Consider the following 18,803-nt stretch of genomic DNA (forward strand, 5'->3'; position numbering starts at 1 on the left):
TTGGAGCGGGAAACGAGACTCGAACTCGCGACCCCGACCTTGGCAAGGTCGTGCTCTACCAACTGAGCTATTCCCGCATTGGCGTCCCCTAGGGGACTCGAACCCCTGTTACCGCCGTGAAAGGGCGGTGTCCTAGGCCACTAGACGAAGGGGACACAGCTACAACTTCACTCCTCACCGCGTTTCGCTATTCGCTTTCCGCTGTAAGTGGCGCGCATTCTATGGATGGATTGAGAGGTCGTCAACCCCCCGATATAAATTTATTTAAATCAATGACTTCCCTGCCCTTTCAAGGACGAATCAGGGTTTTCGGCCGACCGGTGTTTGACGCCTATATTCTGGCACTCGCCAAGGCGCTATAGTCCCTTGCACGCCGATAATGGCAATGTGCATTCATGGGCGCAGCGTCGTTGCAGCAAGCAAACTGACCCGTTTCTGATCGTCGCGCCGGCCTATGCGCTCTTGGGCATAGCCACTAAACTCGCACGCAAACCCTTAAAAGAGGTCTTCAAGGTGACGCCACTCATGATCACCCTGCTAGTAATAGTTGGGATCGCATTACTGATCGCCATTGGCTACATGAACAATGTGGTGGAAAACAACAAGCTGCAAAAGGCCCGCACCAAGCTCGAACTGAATGACCGTCTGCGCCGCTGTGGCGAAATCACCGAAACCTTTCCCGGACAACTGATGACCCCGGCGCTCAAATTGCTGCTGGCGCGCCTTGAACTGAATGTCTGCCAGCGCATGCTCAACCTTGAGAAGTCCAATGCAGCGCTGAAAAGCCGTATTGAGGAGTTGAAGGCGCTGATCGCTCAGGGCGAGTCGATTCCGGTCAACAATCCACCGGCACCGATTCTCACCGAGGCCAAGGCCAAGGACGTGCGTTTCTTGCTGGAAGCCTTGCATGGTCAGGTCACGCGCGCGGCCCACGACGGTTTTCTACCGACCAACGAAGCCAAAAGCTGGATACGCGAAATTCGCCATATCCTGGTGTTGCTGCACATCGAGTTCTTCAGCAACCTTGGCCAGCACGCCTTGCAGCAGGAACAACCCGGGCAGGCCCGCCTGGCGTTCGAGCGTGGCGTACAGTATCTGCGCAAACAAACGGACCCGCAGGTATACAGCGAGCAGTTGAAGTTTCTTGAAAAGCTCCTTGCCCGCGCCAACTCCACGGTGCTGACCAACAGTGCGCCGGTTGAAGGTGATGTCAACGAGCTGACCGAAGGCCTGAAGGACGTCGAGGCCGAAGCGGACTGGAAAAAGAAAGTGATCTACGACTGATAGCCACACCCTGAAAGATCGCTGGCCGTCTCTGGCCCGCGATCTTTCCTCATGATGGAACCGCACTACAGCCTGAAATGCCCCACCATTCCCTTGAGCTCACCCCCCAATTGCGCCAGTTCAATGCTCGATGCAGCATTGCCTTGCATTGCCAGTGACGATTGATCGGCGCTGGCACGAATGCTGGTCACGCTACGATTGATTTCTTCAGCCACCGAACTCTGCTGCTCGGCTGCCGCCGCAATTTGCTGATTCATCTGCTGAATCAACGAAACCGCTGCAGCAATACTGCCCAGCGCGCTTTCAGTCTGCAGCGCATCGCTGACCGCCAGCTTGACCAGTTCGCCGCTGCCGCGGATCGTTTGCACTGAAGCCTCGGCCGCCGCGCGCAGGGCGCTGACCAATCCTTCGATCTCCTCGGTTGATTGCCGGGTACGTCGGGCCAGGGCCCGAACCTCATCGGCCACCACCGCGAATCCCCTGCCCTGCTCACCCGCGCGCGCGGCTTCGATAGCAGCGTTGAGTGCAAGCAGATTGGTCTGTTCGGCCACACTCTTGATTACGTCGAGGACGCTGCCGATATTCTGGATCTGCGCGCTCAGGCCATCAATGCTGGAGCTGGCCGAGGTCGCCGAGTCCGCCAGTTGTTCAATCCGCTGCATACTCTGGCGCACCACCACTTGACCGTTTTCGACTTTATCGTCGGCAGTCTGTGCCGCCTGCGCAGCCTCTTCGGCGTTGCGGGCGACGTCGTGCACAGTGGCTGTCATCTGATTCATGGCAGTGGCGACCTGTTCGGTCTCCTCCTTCTGGCTACTGACTTCCAGATTGGTCTGTTCAGTCACTGCCGACAGTGACTGCGCGGAGCTGGCCAACTGCTCGATTCCCGCCTGCAACCCGCTGACGATCCGGCTCAAACCTGAACCCATCTGCTGCATGGCCTGCATCAGTTGGCCGATTTCATCGCGCCGGGTCACCTCCACCGTTGCACTCAAGTCACCTGCAGCAATTTGCTCGGCAAGCCGGATCACGCTGCGTAAAGGCGCAACAATCAACCGGGTAATGACCCAGGCAGCGACCAAGCCGACCAACAAGGCGAGAATCGACGACGCAATGATCAATAGCGAGTTTTTCTGCAGTTCCGCCTGCATGGCCTGATCCTGTGCCGCGTAGGCCTGATCGACCTGACGCACCACGTCGCCGGCACGTTGATGCAAGCGTTGATAGACCTGCTTTTCCTGAGCCAGGAGCCCGGTGTATTCAGCCAGTTTTTCACTGAACCCGGCGATGTGCCCGGTCACCTCGTTGAGTACCGTTTGATAACCCGCGTCCTTGAGCATACCGGTCAAGGCCTGCGCCTGGGCCAGCGCCTGATCTGCCTGCTCGATCTTGCCCTCATTGCTCTCATCCGAATTGGCCTGGCGGCCTTGATCAAGACGCACCCGTGCCTCGTTCATTGCCTGCAGCATCAATTTCGACACCTGGCTGACCAGGTTGGCCTGCTCGATGAACTCGGCACCCTCCTTGCCCGCTGACTCCTTGAGCGTGTAAGTGCCATCATCCGCCAGCCCGGCCTGCAAGACGTCGAGATTATTGGCCACACTGGACACTGACCAACTGGCCATTTCCAGCGCCAGATCCTTGGCCGCGGTCAATTCCACAAACTCATCGAACGCCTTGCGATAGGCGTCCAACGACTGGTCGACCTCGGACATCACCGAAGCACTGGCTTGGGACTCGGCCTTCAGACTTGTCGCCAACCCCTTGATCTCATCGATGCCCAGGCGCAAGGCATCGGCGGTCTTCCCATCGCCGCGTAACGCAAACTCCTGCTCCAGCAGGCGTACTTTAAGCAAGCCACTGTTGAGCGATGACATCTGTTTGAGCCCGTCGAAACGCTGACTGATGGTTTGCAGTGACCAGATGCCGATGGCAGCCACAAGGGCCGTCAATAGCAACACCAGGACAAAACCAAGTGCCATTTTCTTTGCCATGCCGAGGTTGGCAAATGGCCCTTGCACGCCTGAGATCATTACTCGCCCTCTCCTATCAGTGTCCATCGGAACAGGATGATTGTTGATTGCTGCAGGTTCGCAACGGGCCACCCCGGAGCACAAGCCTCAGGCACGGCGTTAATGGCAAAAAGCTACACAAGCGTCGCTTTCAGGATGCTTGAGGTCGATCTGACAATGAACAGTCCTGGAAAAAGGCAAGCGCTCGCGCATCATCCGCGTACGCCACATTGATACGCAGCCAATCGCTGGTCTGGCCCGTTGCATTGAAGGTGCTGCTACACGATAGCGAAACACCGTGAAGTAACGCGCTCGCACAAATCTGTTGGCGATCACGGTTTTTCGGACGCGCCCAGATGTACAAACCTGCAGTAGGTTGGCCGAACACCTCCCACTCCCGGTCTTCCAGCACCTGCAACGTTGCGCGCATGTCATGGCGCAACCGCAGGCGCTGTCGCTGGATCAATTTACGGTAGGCACCATTGGCCAGCAGTTGTGCGAGTACCGACTCGCAGAATTGCGAGGTTCCCAGGCTGGTAATACGTTTCACAGTTGCCAGGCGCGCGGCAATTTCTTCACCGGCCATTACGAAACCAACCCGCAATGAGCTGCTGAGGGTCTTCGAAAAGCTGCCCACGTAGATCACACAGCCGAAGCGATCCAATGCTGCCAGCCGAACCGCGCTACGTCCCTGAAAATCGGCATACACATCGTCCTCGACAATCATTGCCCCGTACTGCTCGGCCAGCGCCAGCAGTTGTTGCGCCACCTCCAATGACAGGCTGGTGCCCGTAGGGTTGTGACACAGACTGTTGATAAACAGAGCCCGCGGCGAGTGGCACCGCATCAGCGCTTCCAGGGCTTCGATATCCGGGCCGCGCGGCGTGCGCGGCACCTCCAGCAGTCGCACACCGTGCAGGCGCAATTGTTCGAAAAGATTCGGGTAGCCAGGATTTTCGACCACCACGCAATCACCCGGCTTGAGCAGCGCCCGAATGATCAGGTCGAGGCCATGGGTGGCCCCTGTAGTGGAGATCACTTGCGTTTCATCGGCGGCAATATTGAACGAGCGCAAACGCCTGAGAATCTGCTGACGCAGAGCGGGTAACCCATAGTCGGAGCTATAACTGAACAAGCCCTGCATGTCGGTGCGGGACACCTGGCAGATGGCGTAGCCCAAGTCATCGCTTTCACGCCAATGCTCCGGCATGCCTCCGTGCCCCAAGGGCAAACTGTTCCGTGGGCTGGCGGAAAATTCGGGAGCGCTTGAGGGCATCGCCACGAAAAAACTTGTGCCGTGACGTGACACGAGTACTCCTTGCGCCACCATGCGCTCATAGGCCTCTACCACACAGGACTGGCTGAGCAGGTTGTCACGGGCAAGTTGACGAATAGAGGGTAGACGGGTTCCAGGCTCGATGCCGCTGAGGCGAATCCAGCCGCTCAAGGCATCGACGATTTGCTGCACGACGGGGACAAGGGCCTGACGATCGATTCTCAATTCCATGAGAGTCCAACTCCAACTGTTTGAGGGTGTTTCCGCAATCAGTTAAGCACAGCGTGCCTGTCGCATATGTACGACAAAACCACCAAAACGGCCGCCTCTAACCCTTTGAAACACATTCCACCGAAGTTAAAAAAGCCCACATGAATGTGGGCCGAGTCTCACGCAAATGACAGCTGTCGTGCTGACAAACTACCGCACCTAGCCAGTGATCAGAACGCAGTCACACCGCCATCAACGGCCAGCGAATGTCCGGTAGTAAATGCCGCGCCATCGCTGCACAGATACAGCACCGCACTGGCAATCTCCTCCACCTTGCCAATCCGCCCCACCGGGTGCATGGCGGCAGCGAAATCGGCTTTCTTCGGATCGGCCTCATAAGCCCTGCGGAACATATCGGTATCGATCACCGCCGGGCACACCGCGTTCACGCGGATCTTTTTCTTCGCATATTCAATCGCCGCTGATTTGGTCAGGCCAATGACGGCATGCTTGGACGCTGCGTAGATGCTCATCTTCGGCGCCGCGCCAAGGCCAGCTACCGATGCGGTGTTGACGATGGCTCCGCCGCCCTGGGCCAGCATCAACGGCAATTGGTACTTCATGCACAACCAGACGCCTTTGACGTTTACCCCCATGATTGCGTCAAATTCATCGATGGAACCATCGGCCAACTTGCCCTTCTCGATCTCGATGCCCGCATTGTTGAAGGCGTAATCAACGCGTCCATAGGCACTCACTGCCTGCGCCAGCAAATTTTGCACATCGTTTTCGTCGGTAACGTTACAGCGCACAAACAGCGCTTCACCGCCTGCTGCGCGGATCAACTCGACCGTCCCTTCGCCACCGGCTGCATCAAGATCCGAAACCACTACTTGTAACCCTTCGGCGGCAAATGCCTGTGCGGTTGCGCGACCAATCCCGGCTGCACCACCCGTCACCAACGCTACCCGACCAGAAAACGTCATGCTCATTGTTATGCCCTCGAAAGATGGGAGTGATCGACTGCAGGCAGTCTAGCCACCCGCCCACCACGCGCGGCAGCACTATTGAAGGGCCGGTTGGCCAGCCATGAGTCCCAGTGATAAGTAGCTCGGGCCAACTATCACTGCTTTGGATCGGGTTGTATTCGCTGGCACGGCAGACCTTGCGACATCGACCTCGAGGGTCTATCAATCAGTCTTCCTTCACCCTTGAGTGACCGCCATGACTGCCCAGACCAATCGTCAATTCCTGCTCGCCAAACGCCCGGTAGGCGCTGCGACCCGTGAGACGTTCACCTACCAGCAAGTCCCGGTCGGTGAGCCAGCGGCGGGTCAGATCCTGGTCAAGAACCAGTACTTGTCGCTGGACCCTGCCATGCGTGGCTGGATGAATGAAGGCAAGTCCTACATTCCGCCGGTGGCCATTGGTGAAGTCATGCGCGCGCTGGGTGTAGGCCAAGTCATTGCCTCGAACAATCCGGGCTTTGCCGTGGGCGACTACGTCAATGGTGCACTGGGCGTGCAGGATTACTTCCTCGGCGAGCCGCGGGGTTTCTACAAAGTCGATCCGAAACTGGCGCCGCTGCCGCGTTATTTGTCAGCCTTGGGCATGACCGGCATGACCGCGTACTTCGCCCTGCTAGATGTCGGCGCACCGAAAGCCGGTGATACCGTGGTGCTGTCCGGTGCAGCCGGCGCCGTAGGCAGCATTGCCGGGCAGATAGCCAAGCTCAAGGGCTGCCGAGTGGTGGGGATTGCCGGGGGTGCCGACAAGTGCAAATTCCTGGTCGATGAACTGGGTTTCGACGGCGCCATCGACTACAAGAGCGAGGACGTGGTGGCCGGTCTCAAGCGCGAATGTCCGAAAGGCGTGGACGTGTACTTCGACAACGTCGGCGGTGACATCCTCGATGCGGTGCTCAGCCGCCTGAACCTCAAGGCCCGGGTAGTGATCTGCGGTGCCATCAGTCAGTACAACAACAAGGAAGCGGTCAAGGGCCCGGCCAACTACCTGTCGCTACTGGTCAATCGCGCGCGCATGGAGGGCTTCGTGGTGATGGATTATGCGGCGCAATACGCCAGTGCCGCCCAGGAGATGGCCGGTTGGATGGCCAAAGGGCAGCTCAAGAGCAAGGAGGATATCGTCGAAGGGCTGGAGACGTTCCCCGAAACCCTGATGAAGCTGTTCAACGGCGAGAACTTCGGCAAGCTGGTGCTGAAAGTGTGACGCAAAGCATTGCGGGAGCCGCCAGGCGGCTCCCGCAAAACCTCAGGCCAGTTCGGCGACGACGTCGGCCAATGCCTTGGCCGGATCGGCCGCCTGGCTGATCGGACGACCGATCACCAGGTAATCGGAGCCGGCGTCCAGCGCCTGGCGCGGGGTCAGGATCCGGCGCTGGTCGTCCTGGGCGCTGCCTGCCGGACGGATTCCCGGGGTCACCAGTTGCAGCGACGGGTGCGCCGCCTTCAGGGCCTGGGCTTCCAGCGCCGAGCACACCAGGCCATCCATCCCGGCCTTTTCCGCCAGGGCCGCCAGGCGCAGCACTTGCTCCTGTGGCTCGATGTCCAGGCCGATACCGGCCAGATCCTCACGCTCCATGCTGGTCAGCACGGTCACGCCGATCAGCAACGGCTTCGGACCGCTGCGCTGATCCAGCACTTCGCGGCAGGCCGCCATCATGCGCAGGCCACCGGAGCAATGCACATTGACCATCCACACGCCCATCTCGGCCGCGGCCTTGACGGCCATGGCGGTGGTATTCGGGATGTCGTGGAATTTCAGGTCGAGGAACACTTCAAAACCCTTGTCGCGCAGGGTGCCGACAATTTCCGAAGCGCAGCTGGTGAACAACTCTTTACCGACCTTGACCCGGCACAGCTTCGGGTCCAACTGGTCCGCCAGTTTCAGTGCGGCGTCACGGGTAGGGAAATCCAGGGCGACGATGATAGGAGTCTGGCAGGCGGACATGAGTGGGCTCTCAGGCAAGTCGAAATCGGCGCGCATTGTAGCGGAACACGAGCCCGTCCGGGACCCGATGATCGGTAAATCATCCTTTACCCCTAAAAACCCCAGGCTCAGCGCCTCTCTTCTACCCGCGCCTGGCTCTTGCTCCAGTCAGTCAGGAGGCTATACGCCACCGCCAGCAGGGTTGGACCAATGAACAGGCCAATGAAGCCAAAGGCGATCAAACCGCCGAACACCCCGAGCAGCACGATCACCAGCGGCAGATTGCCACCACGGCTGATCAGGTAAGGTTTCAGGACATTATCCACACCGCTGATGATGAACGTACCCCAGATCCCCAGGAATACCGCATAACCATACTCGCCCTTCCACACCAGCCAGGCAGTGGCCGGAATCCATACCAACGGCGGGCCCATGGGAATCAGGCTGAGCAGGAAGGTCACGATGCCCAGCACCAGCGCCCCCGGCACACCGGCGATCAGGAAGCCGATCAGCGCCAGCAGCGCCTGCGCCGCCGCCGTACCAATGACCCCGTTGACCACGCGCTGGACCGTCCCGGCCACGAGTTCGATGTAATAACTGGCACGATCACCAATCAGGCGCTCCAGCAGGCGATGAACGAACATCGCCAGGCGTGGACCATCCCGATAGAAGAAGAACACGAAAACGATACTCAGGGTCAGTTCAAGGATACCGCCGCCGATCTGCGCACTGCGCGCCAGCAACCAGTTACCGACCTGCCCGAGGTGCGGCTTGATCGCCACCATCAATGCGGCACCTTGCTGGTCGATGCTGTTCCAGATACCCACCAACCGCCCGCCCACCAGCGGCACGCCGGCCAACCACAGTGGTGCCTCGGGCAGGCCGTCGACCTGCACGTCCTTGATAAAGGCCGTGGCATCGCGCACGTGATCCGCCAAATTCAAGCCCAGCCAAACCAGTGGCGCCGCCACCAGCAGCATCCAGCACAGGGTCAGCAATGCCGCTGCCAGGGATTCGCGCCCCTTGAGCCAACCGGTCAACAGACGCATCAGCGGCCAACTGGCAAACGCCAGCACCGCGCCCCAGAACAGCGCCGACCAGAAGGGCGCCATCACCCAGAAGCTGGCACCAAATAACACCAGAAGGAGGATTTGCACCAACAGGCGATCGTTATTGAGCATGGACAATCTCGAACAGGGTTAGTCAAAAGGTGCACGGGCGGACAGCCGATGGCGCGTCCGCCTGCACAGAGCTTAACGCAAGAGTTCGAAATGCAGGCCTGGCGCTTGCATCTCGCCCAGTTCCAGTCGAGCGTTGCGCACGCCTGCGGCGATCAGGGCCTGGCGCCAGGCCTCGGCCTGAGTACCGGAAATACTGACGCGAGAGGTGGTGTCGAGGTTCAGTCCACGGGACAACAGCGTTACCCAGGGCGCCTGCGGGTCGCCGGTCAGGCGTGCCAGGTCAAGCTTGCCGGTGTCCTTGAGCTGGCGCAGCAAGGTCGCGGAAGTGGGCAACACCTCGCCCAATGGCGCACTGGCGTCGAACTGCTCGACATGCAGGTAGGCCCGGCGATTACCTCGGGTGACGCTGTACAACGCTACCAGCGAGTTGTCCTGTGGTGCGGCCAGGCGCAGCAACAGGTAGGACTGCTCGGTATCGGCCCCGGAGAGCTTGGCGTTGCCGAAGACCTCATTGGCCCACAGGCTGTTTTCACCGCAATCACGCGCCTGACACCAGAACAACAGTTCGGCGCCCTGCTTCTGCAAGGCTTCCCGAGCGTTGGTGAAGGCCGCTTGGGCCGTGTGCTCCGCTGGCAACTCATAGGTCACTGCGGTCAACTGCCCACGGGGATTGAGCTGGCTCTCGGAGCGGATCCGGTTACTGATCTTGCGGATCGAACCCATCGGGTATAGCCGCTCCAGTTGCGCGGCCTGACGATAATCGACGATTTGCGCGTCGTCCGGACGGGGCAACAAAGGTAAATCCTGGCTGCCCGGTACATCGGCAGCCACTGCCAGCGAACTGAAACAACCAACCACCAGCAAACTGATAAAACGCATGGGCTTCAACCTTGAAGAGACTCTCATCGGATCAACATGGACTGGGCGCCCTTGATGACACTGGCATCGTCGATCCGCTGCGGGACCCGCAAACCACGCTGCACCGCGTCACGCCCGGCCATGGTTGCCATCCAGCGCTGCAGGGCCGGCAAGCCGTCGACCGAGACACCGGACCACTCATGACCACGGACCCAGGGGTAGGTGGCGATGTCGGCAATGCTGTAGGTGTCGGCGAGGAATTCGACGCTTTGCAGGCGGCTGTCGAGCACTTCATAGAGACGGCGGGTTTCATGCTGGTAGCGATCGATGGCGCCCTGGAGCTTTTCCGGGAAGTAGCGGAAAAACACATTCGCCTGGCCCTGCATCGGCCCGACTCCCCCCATCTGGAACATCAACCACTGGATGACCAGGGAACGTCCCTTGGGATCTTTGGGCAGCAGTTGCCCGCTCAGTTCTGCCAGGTACAGAAGAATCGCGCCGGACTCGAACACGGCGAAATCGCCGTTGGCACGATCGACAATCGCCGGGATCCGGCCATTGGGATTGATCTTGAGAAATTCGGGGGTCTTTTGTTCCTTCTTGTCGAAACTCAGGGCATGCACCGTGTAGGGCATGCCGAGCTCTTCGAGCACGATAGAGACCTTGTGGCCATTCGGGGTCGCAGCGGTGTAGAGATCTATCATGGTTGTCTCCCATTTCAACCCGCCCAGCCTCGACAGTTGCCCGCGGCAAGTCAAGGAATGGCGAAGAACCGATTGAAACAGTCTGCAACAAGGGTTGCACCGTGCTCGTCGTTCAAGTGCAGATGATGGCCGCCCGGCAGCTGTTCGCGACTGAAGGGTAGACGCTCCAGCAATTCGGGATGTTTGCCGAGCATGCCGTCCTCGGCGACCACCAGGTGCGCCGGGCAGGTTCGGCGCAGGGCGAACGACATCGCCTGTTCGCTGGACAGGCGCAAGGCTGAAGGCAGTGTCAGGCGGCTGTCAGTGCGCCAGGTGTAGCCACCCGGAACCGGCATCAGGCCGCGCTGGGCGAGCAACTCGGCGGCCTCGCGACTAACCGCGACCAAGCCCTTCATGCGCACTTCCACGGCGCGTTCCAGGGTCGGATACACCGGCTTGGTTTTGCCCAGCAGGTCAAGCTGGGCCTGCAAGGCCATGCCCATGCGTTCAGCTGCGTTATCGTGCTCGGCGGTCGGTGGAATGACCCCATCGATCAGCGCCAGGTGAGTAACGCGCTCGGGCATGGCCCCGGCGAGCACCAGCGCAACAATTGCTCCCAGGGAGTGTCCCAGCAGGGCAAACCTCTCCCAGCCAAGCTGCTCGGCAACTTGCAGCACGTCGTAGGCGTAGTCCCACAGCGCGTATCCGGCACCTGGGGGGCGATGCCCGGAATGACCGTGCCCGGCCATGTCCAGGGCGACGATGCGCAGCCCCTGAAGTTTCGGCGCCAGACGCGCAAAGCTGTTGGCATTGTCCAGCCAGCCGTGCAAGGCGATCACCGGCAGGCCATCTTCAGGCCCGAACAGATGGGCGGCCAGCTCGATGTGAGGCAGGTTCAGGCGCACTTCCTCGACGCCGCTCATGCGCAACTCCGGTCGCAGCGACCTTGCCAGCGCTGGAACAGGTCCTTGATCAGCGCAGCGGTGTTGTGTGGCTGTTCAAGGGGAAACATGTGCCCTCCCGGCACGCTCAGCGCCTCACCCTGTGGCATGCGATCGACAGCGTTGGCGTGATGACGCATCACCACCCGGCTCTGGCGACCACGCACCACGGCCAGAGGCACTTGCAACTGGCGTGTGCGCCCCGGGCTGGTATGGGGTACACCGCGGTAGATATTGATTTCAGTAGCCGGATCGAAACGCAGGCGCAGGCGATCACCCACCTGATGCAGACCGTGCTGCAGGTAGGCGTCGAAACACTCGGGGTCAAAACCGCGAAACAGGCTCTTGCCGGCGAAATAGCTACGGGCCGCTTCCAGGTCGTCGAATTCTTCCCGTCGCCCCAGCGTACGCCCTGCCGGGGTCAGGCGATCGATAAAGCCGAAGCGCTTGGCGGCGCGGATGATCCATTGATCGGAACGGGTCAGTACCGGCGAATCAAGCATCACCACGCCGCGATAAAGCTGTGGACAACGCAGGGCCGCGTGCAGGTGCAGGACACCGCCAAAGGAATGCCCGACGCCCCATACCGGCTCGGGTTGCTGTTCCAGGTGGTGGATCAGCTCATCCACCAGGTTGTACCAGTTATCGTCCGCCGGAAACCTGGGGTCATGGGCGTGCTGCTGCAGATGCGCGACCCGATATTCAGGCGCCAGTGCGGCGAACAACTTGCCGTAGGTACCTGAAGGAAAGCCATTGGCATGGGCGAAAAAAATCTGCTGCGGCATAACGGCGCGTCCATAAACGAAATCAACCTTGATTGTCCGTAAGACGCCGCCCTACAGCAATGACCGTAACTGCCATGAATGATGACAGTCAGGCCATCACCGCGATTGCTCCCTGCAGCCCGGCCTTGGTGGCTCAGCGTGCCGGCGGATTTTCACCCAGCGGCACCACCGCCATGGTCAGGCGCGACACGCAACTGGCCTTGCCCTCATCGCTGCTTAGGCGAATGTCCCAGACATGGGTGGTGCGCCCGATGTGAATCGGTGTGGCCACCGCCGTGACGCGTCCACTGCGCAGGCCGCGCAGGTGGTTGGCATTGATTTCCAGGCCCACGCAATAAAACTTGCTGGTATCGATGCACAGGTAGCTGGCCATCGAACCAACCGATTCGGCGAGCACCACCGACGCGCCGCCATGCAACAGGCCGTAGGGCTGATGAGTACGATGATCGATGACCATGCTCGCGGTCAGTGACTGCTCGTCGAAGGACTCGAAACGGATGTCCAGTACTTCACCGATGGTGTTTTTCTGAATCGCATTCAGTTGTTCAATGTTCGGGGTGGTACGCCACAGACTCATCACTTCATCCCTTGTTGGTGTTGTTGGACGTCAATCCTGCCATAGCACGGCTTCGCTGCGGGCGCTCCATTCTTCGAAGCGTGCTCCGTAGGTCGCCTCGATCACATTGCGCTTGATCTTCAGTGTCGGGGTCAGGAAACCGTTCTCGACCGCCCAACTGTCCTTGACCACCACCAGACGGCGCAAGCGCTCATGCTTGTCGAGGGCCCCGTTGACCTCTTCGAGCAGGCGCTCCAGGCTCGCCTGCAAGGCGTTACGCGCAGAACTGGTGGCGTCCTGCAGGCCGACGGCGGACAACACGCAAAGCCCCAGCGGCGCGCTCAGCCCATCGCCCACCACGCACACCTGTTCGATGCGGTTATGCACCGCCAGACGATTTTCAATTGGCGCCGGCGCAACGTACTTGCCTTTGCTGGTCTTGAAGATTTCCTTGAGCCGCCCGGTCAGGCGCAAATAGCCTTCGGCGTCCTGCTCACCCTTGTCGCCCGTGCGCAAAAAGCCGTCCTCAGTCAGGGTTTCGGCGGTCTTGTGCGGCTCTTTGAAGTAACCCTGCATGTTCGCACCGCTGCGCACCTGGACCTCGCCCGCCTCGTCGATGCGAACCTCTACTTCCGGACACGGCTTGCCGATCCAGCCCGACCGCTGCTGTCCTGCCAGGGAAATATGCGAGTAACCGCAGCTTTCGGTCATGCCGTAGACCTCAAGCACATCCAGCCCGAGGCGTTTGTACCAATTGAGTAATGCCAGCGGCACCGGGGCGGCACCGGACAGGGCAACGCGCAGCGCATCCAGCCCCAGGCCGGCGAGCACCTTGTGCCCGACGCGCTTGCCGATGATCGGCAAGCCCAACAGCAGATCGAGGCGCTTGGCCGGGATCTTGTTGTACACGCCCATTTGAAATTTGGTCCAGATACGCGGAACACCGAACAGCGCCGTGGGGCGCGCACGCCGTAGATCCACCAGGAAGGTGTCCAGACTTTCGGCGAAGAACACCGTCTGGCCCGTGTAGATCGACGCCAGCTCGACAAACATGCGCTCGGCCACATGACACAGTGGCAGGTACGACAGCAGTCGATCCGACTCGTTGAGGTTAAACAGCTGAGTGCCACGGGTCGCGGCAAATCCGAGGTTGCCGAAGTTGTGCATCACACCCTTGGGCAACCCAGTGGTCCCCGAGGTATAGATGATGGTCGCCAGTGCGTCGGCCGCCGGGGTCGGGCTGTCCTGGATTGGCGAGCAGCGCTGCAGGTCGGCCCAACTGAAGTCGAACATCCCTTCCGGACACAGCGGCAGGCTGACAGTTGGCAGGTCGGCGCTGACCCCTCGGGACATGCCCGACCAGTCGTCCAGCTTGCCAATGAAGGCAAGCGCCGCTTCGGAATGATCAAGCACCTGGGCCACTGATTCGGCCGTCAGGTTGGGGTAAAGGGGAACGGAGACGTGCCCGGCCATCCAGATCGCCAGGTCGGCGATGATCCAGTGCGCGCAGTTTTTCGAGATCAGCGCAATGTGGCTGCCCTGGGGCAACTCGCGCGCCCGAAGCCAGTGTGCGGCACAACGGGCCTGATGACCGACGTCGGCCCAGGTCAGGGTTTCCACCTGGCCGCCGGCCGACGGCTGCACCAGAAAACGCTGGGCGGGATGCCGACCTTCTCGCTCGTAGAACACTTGCAGCGGCAAACGAAAAGCGGCGGACATGGCGGGCGCTCCTTTTTGTTCGATGTGGCGGCAAGCGTAGACCAACCAAGCGATTGCTTGGTTGGCAATTGTAAACAAAGATATTCAACGCGGCCCCAGCCCATGTCGCCAGCTGCGTTGAGCGGCCCAAGGGCCGCGCCGATCAGTGCTTGGGGTGCTTGAGGCTGTTGAGCTTCATCAGCCCGGCCATTGGCCACTCGCCCTCCAACTCCGCCAGGGTCGCGGTGTGGACGGTTTCCGGCGCCTGCACATGACCATGCTGCAGGTAGCCCAGCAGGTTGCTCACCAGCGGGTTGTGACTGACCAGCAGCACGTTGTCCGCAGTGGCCAGTTGCTCCGCCACGGCTTGCGGACGGTTGTCCGGCGTCAACCATTCAACGGTGCGCAGATCCGGTGTGAAACCGAGAACCTCACGCACGATCTGCGCCGTCTGCTGCGCACGCAGGTAAGGGCTGGCGTAAATCGCCGTCAAGGGTTTGCCCATCAACTTCGCAGCACTGTGCAGGACCTCTTTGCGACCCCGCTCGGTCAGGGCTCGTTCCGAATCAGGACGCGAGCCGTACGGCTCGGCTTCGCCGTGACGCAGGACCCAGATTTTCATAGCTTCGGTTCCTCATCACGAACCGGGTGCGGAGCTGGCGGGACGCTATGGGGCGCCTCGCCTTCCGGGGTGCGCGGGGTCGGCCAGTCGGCAAATGGCCAGGGTTTCTGGTCACTGTGAAAGCTGCCGAAACGGCCGATCTGCGCAAGGAACTGGCTCAGGCTATCGCCGAAGTTCATCAGACCGGCATTCGGGGCGCCGTAAATCAGTCGATAGATCAACTGCACCACCACCAGCGCGCCGAGCAGGAATTGCGCCACCTGCCAGACCAGCACAAACACCAGCATCCACAACACGCGCAGGGCAATGGATTCGTACTTGGCGTCTACTTTGGGTTCGTTCATGGGTTGCTCCCTGGCTCGAGTGTTCAGTTAAAACCGCTGGTAGAGATGAAATCGACATCAGTTTTCGGTTCGCCGCGCATCAGCAGTTCAATCACCTGTTCAAGCGTGCGCCCTTCAAACAGAATCGCGTGCAGGCCGGCGACCAGTGGCATGTAGACCCCGACTTCCTGAGCCTTGGCCTTGAGCACTTTGAGAGTGTTAACGCCTTCAGCCACTTCGCCCAGGCGCGTCACGGCCTCTTCCAGGCTCAGGCCCTGGCCAAGGGCGAAGCCCACTTGATAATTGCGGCTCTTGGGCGAGGAGCAGGTGACGATCAGGTCGCCGACGCCGGCCAGGCCGAGAAACGTCATCGGGTTGGCGCCCTGATTCACCGCAAAGCGGGTCATTTCTGCCAGCGCCCGGGTAATCAGCATGCTCTTGGTGTTCTCGCCCATTCCGAGCGCCACCGCCATGCCGGCGATGATCGCGTAGACGTTTTTCAGCGCACCGCCCAACTCAACGCCAAAACGGTCGCCACTGGCGTACACGCGGAACGTCCGGCCATGCAATGCCGCCTGCACCGCTTGGCACAGCGCTTCGTCCTCACTGGCCACCACGGTTGCCGTCAGCGCGTGCTCAGCCACTTCACGGGCGAGGTTCGGCCCGGACAGCACGCCGATGCGCGCCTGCGGTGCGATCTCTTGAAGAATTTCGCTCATCAACTTGAAGGTTTGCGCCTCAATGCCTTTGGTCAGGCTAACCAGCATCTTGCCGCTCAGACGCTCAGCGTGCGGGGCCAATACCGAGCGCAGGGCGCTGGATGGCAAGGCAACGAAACACAGGTCGCAGTCGTTGAGGGGCGTCAGTAAATCCGTGACCGGCTCCACGGCCGAGTGCACTTTGATACCTTTGAGGTAGCGCGGATTCTCACGATTGACGCGAATGGCTTCGGCCTGATCGGGATCACGCATCCACTGTCGAACCGGATGACCGTTTTCCGCCAGCAAATTAGCCACAGCGGTACCAAAACTCCCGCCTCCCAGGACCGCAATAGGGCGCTGTTCTGTCATATCCAATCCATTAATCCATACCAGTGGCGATGGCGGCATTATACGGGGCGGTCGACCATCGGCCAGCCCCAGAGAAAATTACCGACACTTGTAGGAAGCTAGACAACAAATCCGAGGAAAACGCTGATAACGTAAATGGAAAAATAAACTGGCTCGGTTAACATGCGCCCCCTCCAAACGGTATCAAGGCTGTTCCGTGTTTGCTGGCCCCTGCCCTCTACGTTCGTCGCTGGCCCTGGCGCTGATCTTCAGCGACACGTTGCTGGCCGATGACCTGTTCCTCGACAACACGCAGTTGCCGCAAGTGCTGACGGCCACCCGACTCAAACAATCGCCTGCCGCCGTACCGGGCAGCATGACTGTGATTGATAGCCAACTGATCAAGGCCAGCGGCGCGCGGGACATCAGCGAAGTGCTGCGACTGGTGCCAGGGATGATGGTCGGCAATCTCACGGGCAACCAGCCGACCGTCAATTATCACGGTACCAACGCCAGCCAGGCGCGACGCATGCAAGTGCTGCTCGATGGCCGCTCACTCTACCGGGCCGGCCTGGCGACCGTGGAATGGAGTGACATCACCGTAGCGATGGAGGACATCGAACGGATCGAGGTTTTTCGTGGCCCCAATACGGTCAGCTACGGCGCCAATGCCCTGATGGCGGTGGTCAATATCATTACCCGCTCGCCCGCCCACAGCCATGGTTCGAGGGTCAAGGTTACCCGCGGTCAACGCGGCATCAACGACTGGTATGCCAGCCACGGCAACGGCTGGGCGTCCGGCGACATGCGCCTGTCACTGTCCGGCCAGCAGGACGATGGGTTCGACACCCATCAAATGGGCACGGACTATCGCGACAGTCGGCGCCTGGACCGCTTCAGCCTCGCTGTCAGCCAGGCGCTCGATGAGCGGCAGAGCATCGATTGGCAACTCAATGCCAAAGATGGCAGCAACCAACGGCCTTATACCTATCGTCCGGTGTTTTCCGGGATAACCGCTTCCGGCAACGGTTCCGATGTGATTGCCAAAACCTACGCCACCGCGCTGCGCTGGAATCTCGACTTCGATCCTGATCACAGCCTGTACGTCGAGGGCACCGCCCAGCATTGGGATCGCCAACAGACCTGGCGCGCTTGCGATGCCGAGATCTCGTTCAGCCCGCAGTTGACTGAGCTTTGGCAGTTGAACCCGAACTACGCCGAACAACTGGCGCGGCACATGGACAGCTTTACCGGCAGCGGCGCACCCTACGCCGCACCAGCGGAACAAGCGCTGGCCAATCAGGTGCTGGCGCAATGGAAAGGCGGCGCCAATCGAACCCTGTGCGGCGACATTGACCAAAGCAGTCGCGAATCGCGCTACGAAGTGGAAGTGCAGGACACCCTGGGCCTCTCCGACAGCCTGCGACTGGTCAGCGGCCTGAACTACCGTTACGACCGGGCCGACTCCGAGACCTACTTCAATGGCACCCTGGCTGAAACGACCTGGCGTCTGTTCGGTCAACTGGAGTGGCGTGCCACTGAGCATTGGCTGCTGCAGGGCGGCGCCATGTACGAAACCAACTACCTGATCGGCGACTCGCTGACACCGCGCTTCGCGATCAACTACCTGATCAATCCGCGCCACGGCCTGCGGGCGGTCTATTCGGAAGCCGTGCGCTCCCCGGACATGTTCGAGGACAACGTCAACTGGAGTTACCAGGTCAACGGACTGCAGCCCGCCGCCTACGGCCGGAGCAGTGCCCGCTATTTCGTCAGGACCCGCGGTCCGGGCGATCTGGAGCAAGAGCACATGCGCTCGCGTGAAGTGGGCTACAACGGTTTCTTCCCGGACTTTGGGCTGAACCTCGACGCGAAACTGTTCCATGACGAAATCACCGGCATGATCAGTGAGCCCCTGCGCAACAATCAGTACATTGCCAGCAACGCCAACACCGCGCGCTTCCAGGGTGGCGAAGCCCAGCTCGACTGGCGCGTGACCGCCGCCGATCGGCTGCGCCTGACCTACGCCTATGTCGATGCGCAGGCCAGCAGCCCTCTGGATGAGCCATTGACCGCGCGCCACAGCGGTTCCGCCGGCTGGCTGCGGGATTGGGGGCAAGGCTGGAGCAGCGCCCTCTTCTACTATGGCGCTGATGCGCTCAATGGTTACCGCTTCGAACGTGTCGATACGCGCATCGCCAAACGGCTGCTGCTGGGCAAGACCAGCCTGGAGCTGGCCGGCATGCTGCAGCAGCGGCTCGATCCGCAACCCACCACCTACGCCGACAATAACTACGACTCGCGTCACGTGGTGTATTTCAGCGCCGAGTTGACGTTCTGATATGAACCAGGCCCGCAGAGTGACTCGCGCAGTGA

Annotated in this window: 17 protein-coding genes, 2 tRNA genes and 1 pseudogene; 3 read left to right on the plus strand and 17 right to left on the minus strand. The window is 60.4% G+C overall.

From position 1 onward, the window contains the following. Window position 1: 1 nt before the first annotated feature. Together NR126_RS10825 and NR126_RS10830 are read right to left on the minus strand one after the other, a co-directional pair. Window positions 2–77: transfer RNA gene (locus NR126_RS10825), tRNA-Gly, on the minus strand. A gap of 2 nt (window positions 78–79) precedes the next feature. Continuing rightward, window positions 80–155 (minus strand) — tRNA-Glu (locus NR126_RS10830). Between the two features lie 370 nt (window positions 156–525). On the opposite strand from NR126_RS10830, the gene NR126_RS10835 reads away from it, so the two are divergent. Further along, window positions 526–1,284: a hypothetical protein gene (locus tag NR126_RS10835; RefSeq protein WP_081786433.1), complete on the plus strand. Its 759-nt coding sequence runs from the start codon at window positions 526–528 to the stop codon at window positions 1,282–1,284. 65 nt (window positions 1,285–1,349) lie between these two features. Here NR126_RS10835 and NR126_RS28980 read toward each other — a convergent pair whose 3' ends face one another. The 4 genes and pseudogenes from NR126_RS28980 to NR126_RS10850 all read right to left on the minus strand — a co-directional run bounded on the left by NR126_RS28980 (window position 1,350) and on the right by NR126_RS10850 (window position 5,774). Next, on the minus strand, window positions 1,350–2,231 hold the full coding sequence (locus NR126_RS28980; protein WP_372826345.1) for a methyl-accepting chemotaxis protein: 882 nt from the start codon (window positions 2,229–2,231) through the stop codon (window positions 1,350–1,352). Further along, window positions 2,211–3,344: pseudogene (locus NR126_RS28985) on the minus strand (HAMP domain-containing protein); the annotation flags it as partial. The gene NR126_RS28980 and the pseudogene NR126_RS28985, both read right to left, overlap by 21 nt. A gap of 103 nt (window positions 3,345–3,447) precedes the next feature. Continuing rightward, window positions 3,448–4,803, minus strand: coding sequence for a PLP-dependent aminotransferase family protein (locus NR126_RS10845; RefSeq protein WP_256830207.1), 1,356 nt, complete (start codon window positions 4,801–4,803; stop codon window positions 3,448–3,450). Between the two features lie 209 nt (window positions 4,804–5,012). Then, window positions 5,013–5,774 (minus strand): SDR family oxidoreductase, encoded by a 762-nt coding sequence (locus tag NR126_RS10850; protein WP_027621113.1) that lies wholly within the window; start codon window positions 5,772–5,774, stop codon window positions 5,013–5,015. Window positions 5,775–6,006: 232 nt separating this feature from the next. Between NR126_RS10850 and NR126_RS10855 the strand changes: the two genes are divergently transcribed. Next, on the plus strand, window positions 6,007–7,011 hold the full coding sequence (locus NR126_RS10855; RefSeq protein ID WP_027621112.1) for an NADP-dependent oxidoreductase: 1,005 nt from the start codon (window positions 6,007–6,009) through the stop codon (window positions 7,009–7,011). Between the two features lie 42 nt (window positions 7,012–7,053). Here NR126_RS10855 and pyrF read toward each other — a convergent pair whose 3' ends face one another. The 11 genes from pyrF to NR126_RS10910 all read right to left on the minus strand — a co-directional run bounded on the left by pyrF (window position 7,054) and on the right by NR126_RS10910 (window position 16,448). Continuing rightward, window positions 7,054–7,752 (minus strand): orotidine-5'-phosphate decarboxylase, encoded by a 699-nt coding sequence (pyrF, locus tag NR126_RS10860; protein ID WP_027621111.1) that lies wholly within the window; start codon window positions 7,750–7,752, stop codon window positions 7,054–7,056. 107 nt (window positions 7,753–7,859) lie between these two features. Next, window positions 7,860–8,912, minus strand: coding sequence for an AI-2E family transporter (locus tag NR126_RS10865; protein WP_027621110.1), 1,053 nt, complete (start codon window positions 8,910–8,912; stop codon window positions 7,860–7,862). Window positions 8,913–8,984: 72 nt separating this feature from the next. Then, on the minus strand, window positions 8,985–9,791 hold the full coding sequence (locus NR126_RS10870) for a DUF4892 domain-containing protein (protein WP_256830208.1): 807 nt from the start codon (window positions 9,789–9,791) through the stop codon (window positions 8,985–8,987). Window positions 9,792–9,814: 23 nt separating this feature from the next. Beyond that, window positions 9,815–10,474 carry a glutathione S-transferase family protein gene (locus NR126_RS10875; protein WP_027621108.1) on the minus strand — a complete coding sequence of 220 codons (660 nt, stop codon included), beginning with the start codon at window positions 10,472–10,474 and terminating at the stop codon, window positions 9,815–9,817. 50 nt (window positions 10,475–10,524) lie between these two features. Beyond that, entirely contained in the window at window positions 10,525–11,376 is an 852-nt protein-coding gene (locus tag NR126_RS10880; RefSeq protein WP_027621107.1) for an alpha/beta fold hydrolase, read from the minus strand. Next, on the minus strand, window positions 11,373–12,179 hold the full coding sequence (locus NR126_RS10885) for an alpha/beta fold hydrolase (RefSeq protein WP_027621106.1): 807 nt from the start codon (window positions 12,177–12,179) through the stop codon (window positions 11,373–11,375). The genes NR126_RS10880 and NR126_RS10885 overlap by 4 nt, the downstream gene beginning before the upstream one ends. A gap of 133 nt (window positions 12,180–12,312) precedes the next feature. Next, entirely contained in the window at window positions 12,313–12,756 is a 444-nt protein-coding gene (locus NR126_RS10890) for a hotdog fold thioesterase (protein ID WP_027621105.1), read from the minus strand. Window positions 12,757–12,786: 30 nt separating this feature from the next. Further along, window positions 12,787–14,454 (minus strand): AMP-binding protein, encoded by a 1,668-nt coding sequence (locus NR126_RS10895; protein WP_256830209.1) that lies wholly within the window; start codon window positions 14,452–14,454, stop codon window positions 12,787–12,789. Between the two features lie 142 nt (window positions 14,455–14,596). Beyond that, a complete protein-coding gene (gene sixA / locus NR126_RS10900; RefSeq protein WP_256830210.1) occupies window positions 14,597–15,055 on the minus strand; it encodes a phosphohistidine phosphatase SixA in 459 nt (152 codons plus the stop codon). Further along, window positions 15,052–15,399, minus strand: coding sequence for a DUF4389 domain-containing protein (locus NR126_RS10905; protein WP_027621102.1), 348 nt, complete (start codon window positions 15,397–15,399; stop codon window positions 15,052–15,054). The genes sixA and NR126_RS10905 overlap by 4 nt, the downstream gene beginning before the upstream one ends. Before the next feature lie 23 nt (window positions 15,400–15,422). Continuing rightward, a complete protein-coding gene (locus NR126_RS10910) occupies window positions 15,423–16,448 on the minus strand; it encodes an NAD(P)H-dependent glycerol-3-phosphate dehydrogenase (protein WP_256830211.1) in 1,026 nt (341 codons plus the stop codon). Window positions 16,449–16,644: 196 nt separating this feature from the next. Between NR126_RS10910 and NR126_RS10915 the strand changes: the two genes are divergently transcribed. Continuing rightward, the gene (locus NR126_RS10915; protein WP_027621100.1) at window positions 16,645–18,768 is read left to right on the plus strand and encodes a TonB-dependent siderophore receptor; all 2,124 of its coding nucleotides are present in this window, start codon (window positions 16,645–16,647) and stop codon (window positions 18,766–18,768) included. Window positions 18,769–18,803 lie beyond the last annotated feature (35 nt).

Origin of the sequence: Pseudomonas sp. Pse1 (assembly GCF_024519635.1) — a bacterium.
GTDB lineage: Bacteria > Pseudomonadota > Gammaproteobacteria > Pseudomonadales > Pseudomonadaceae > Aquipseudomonas.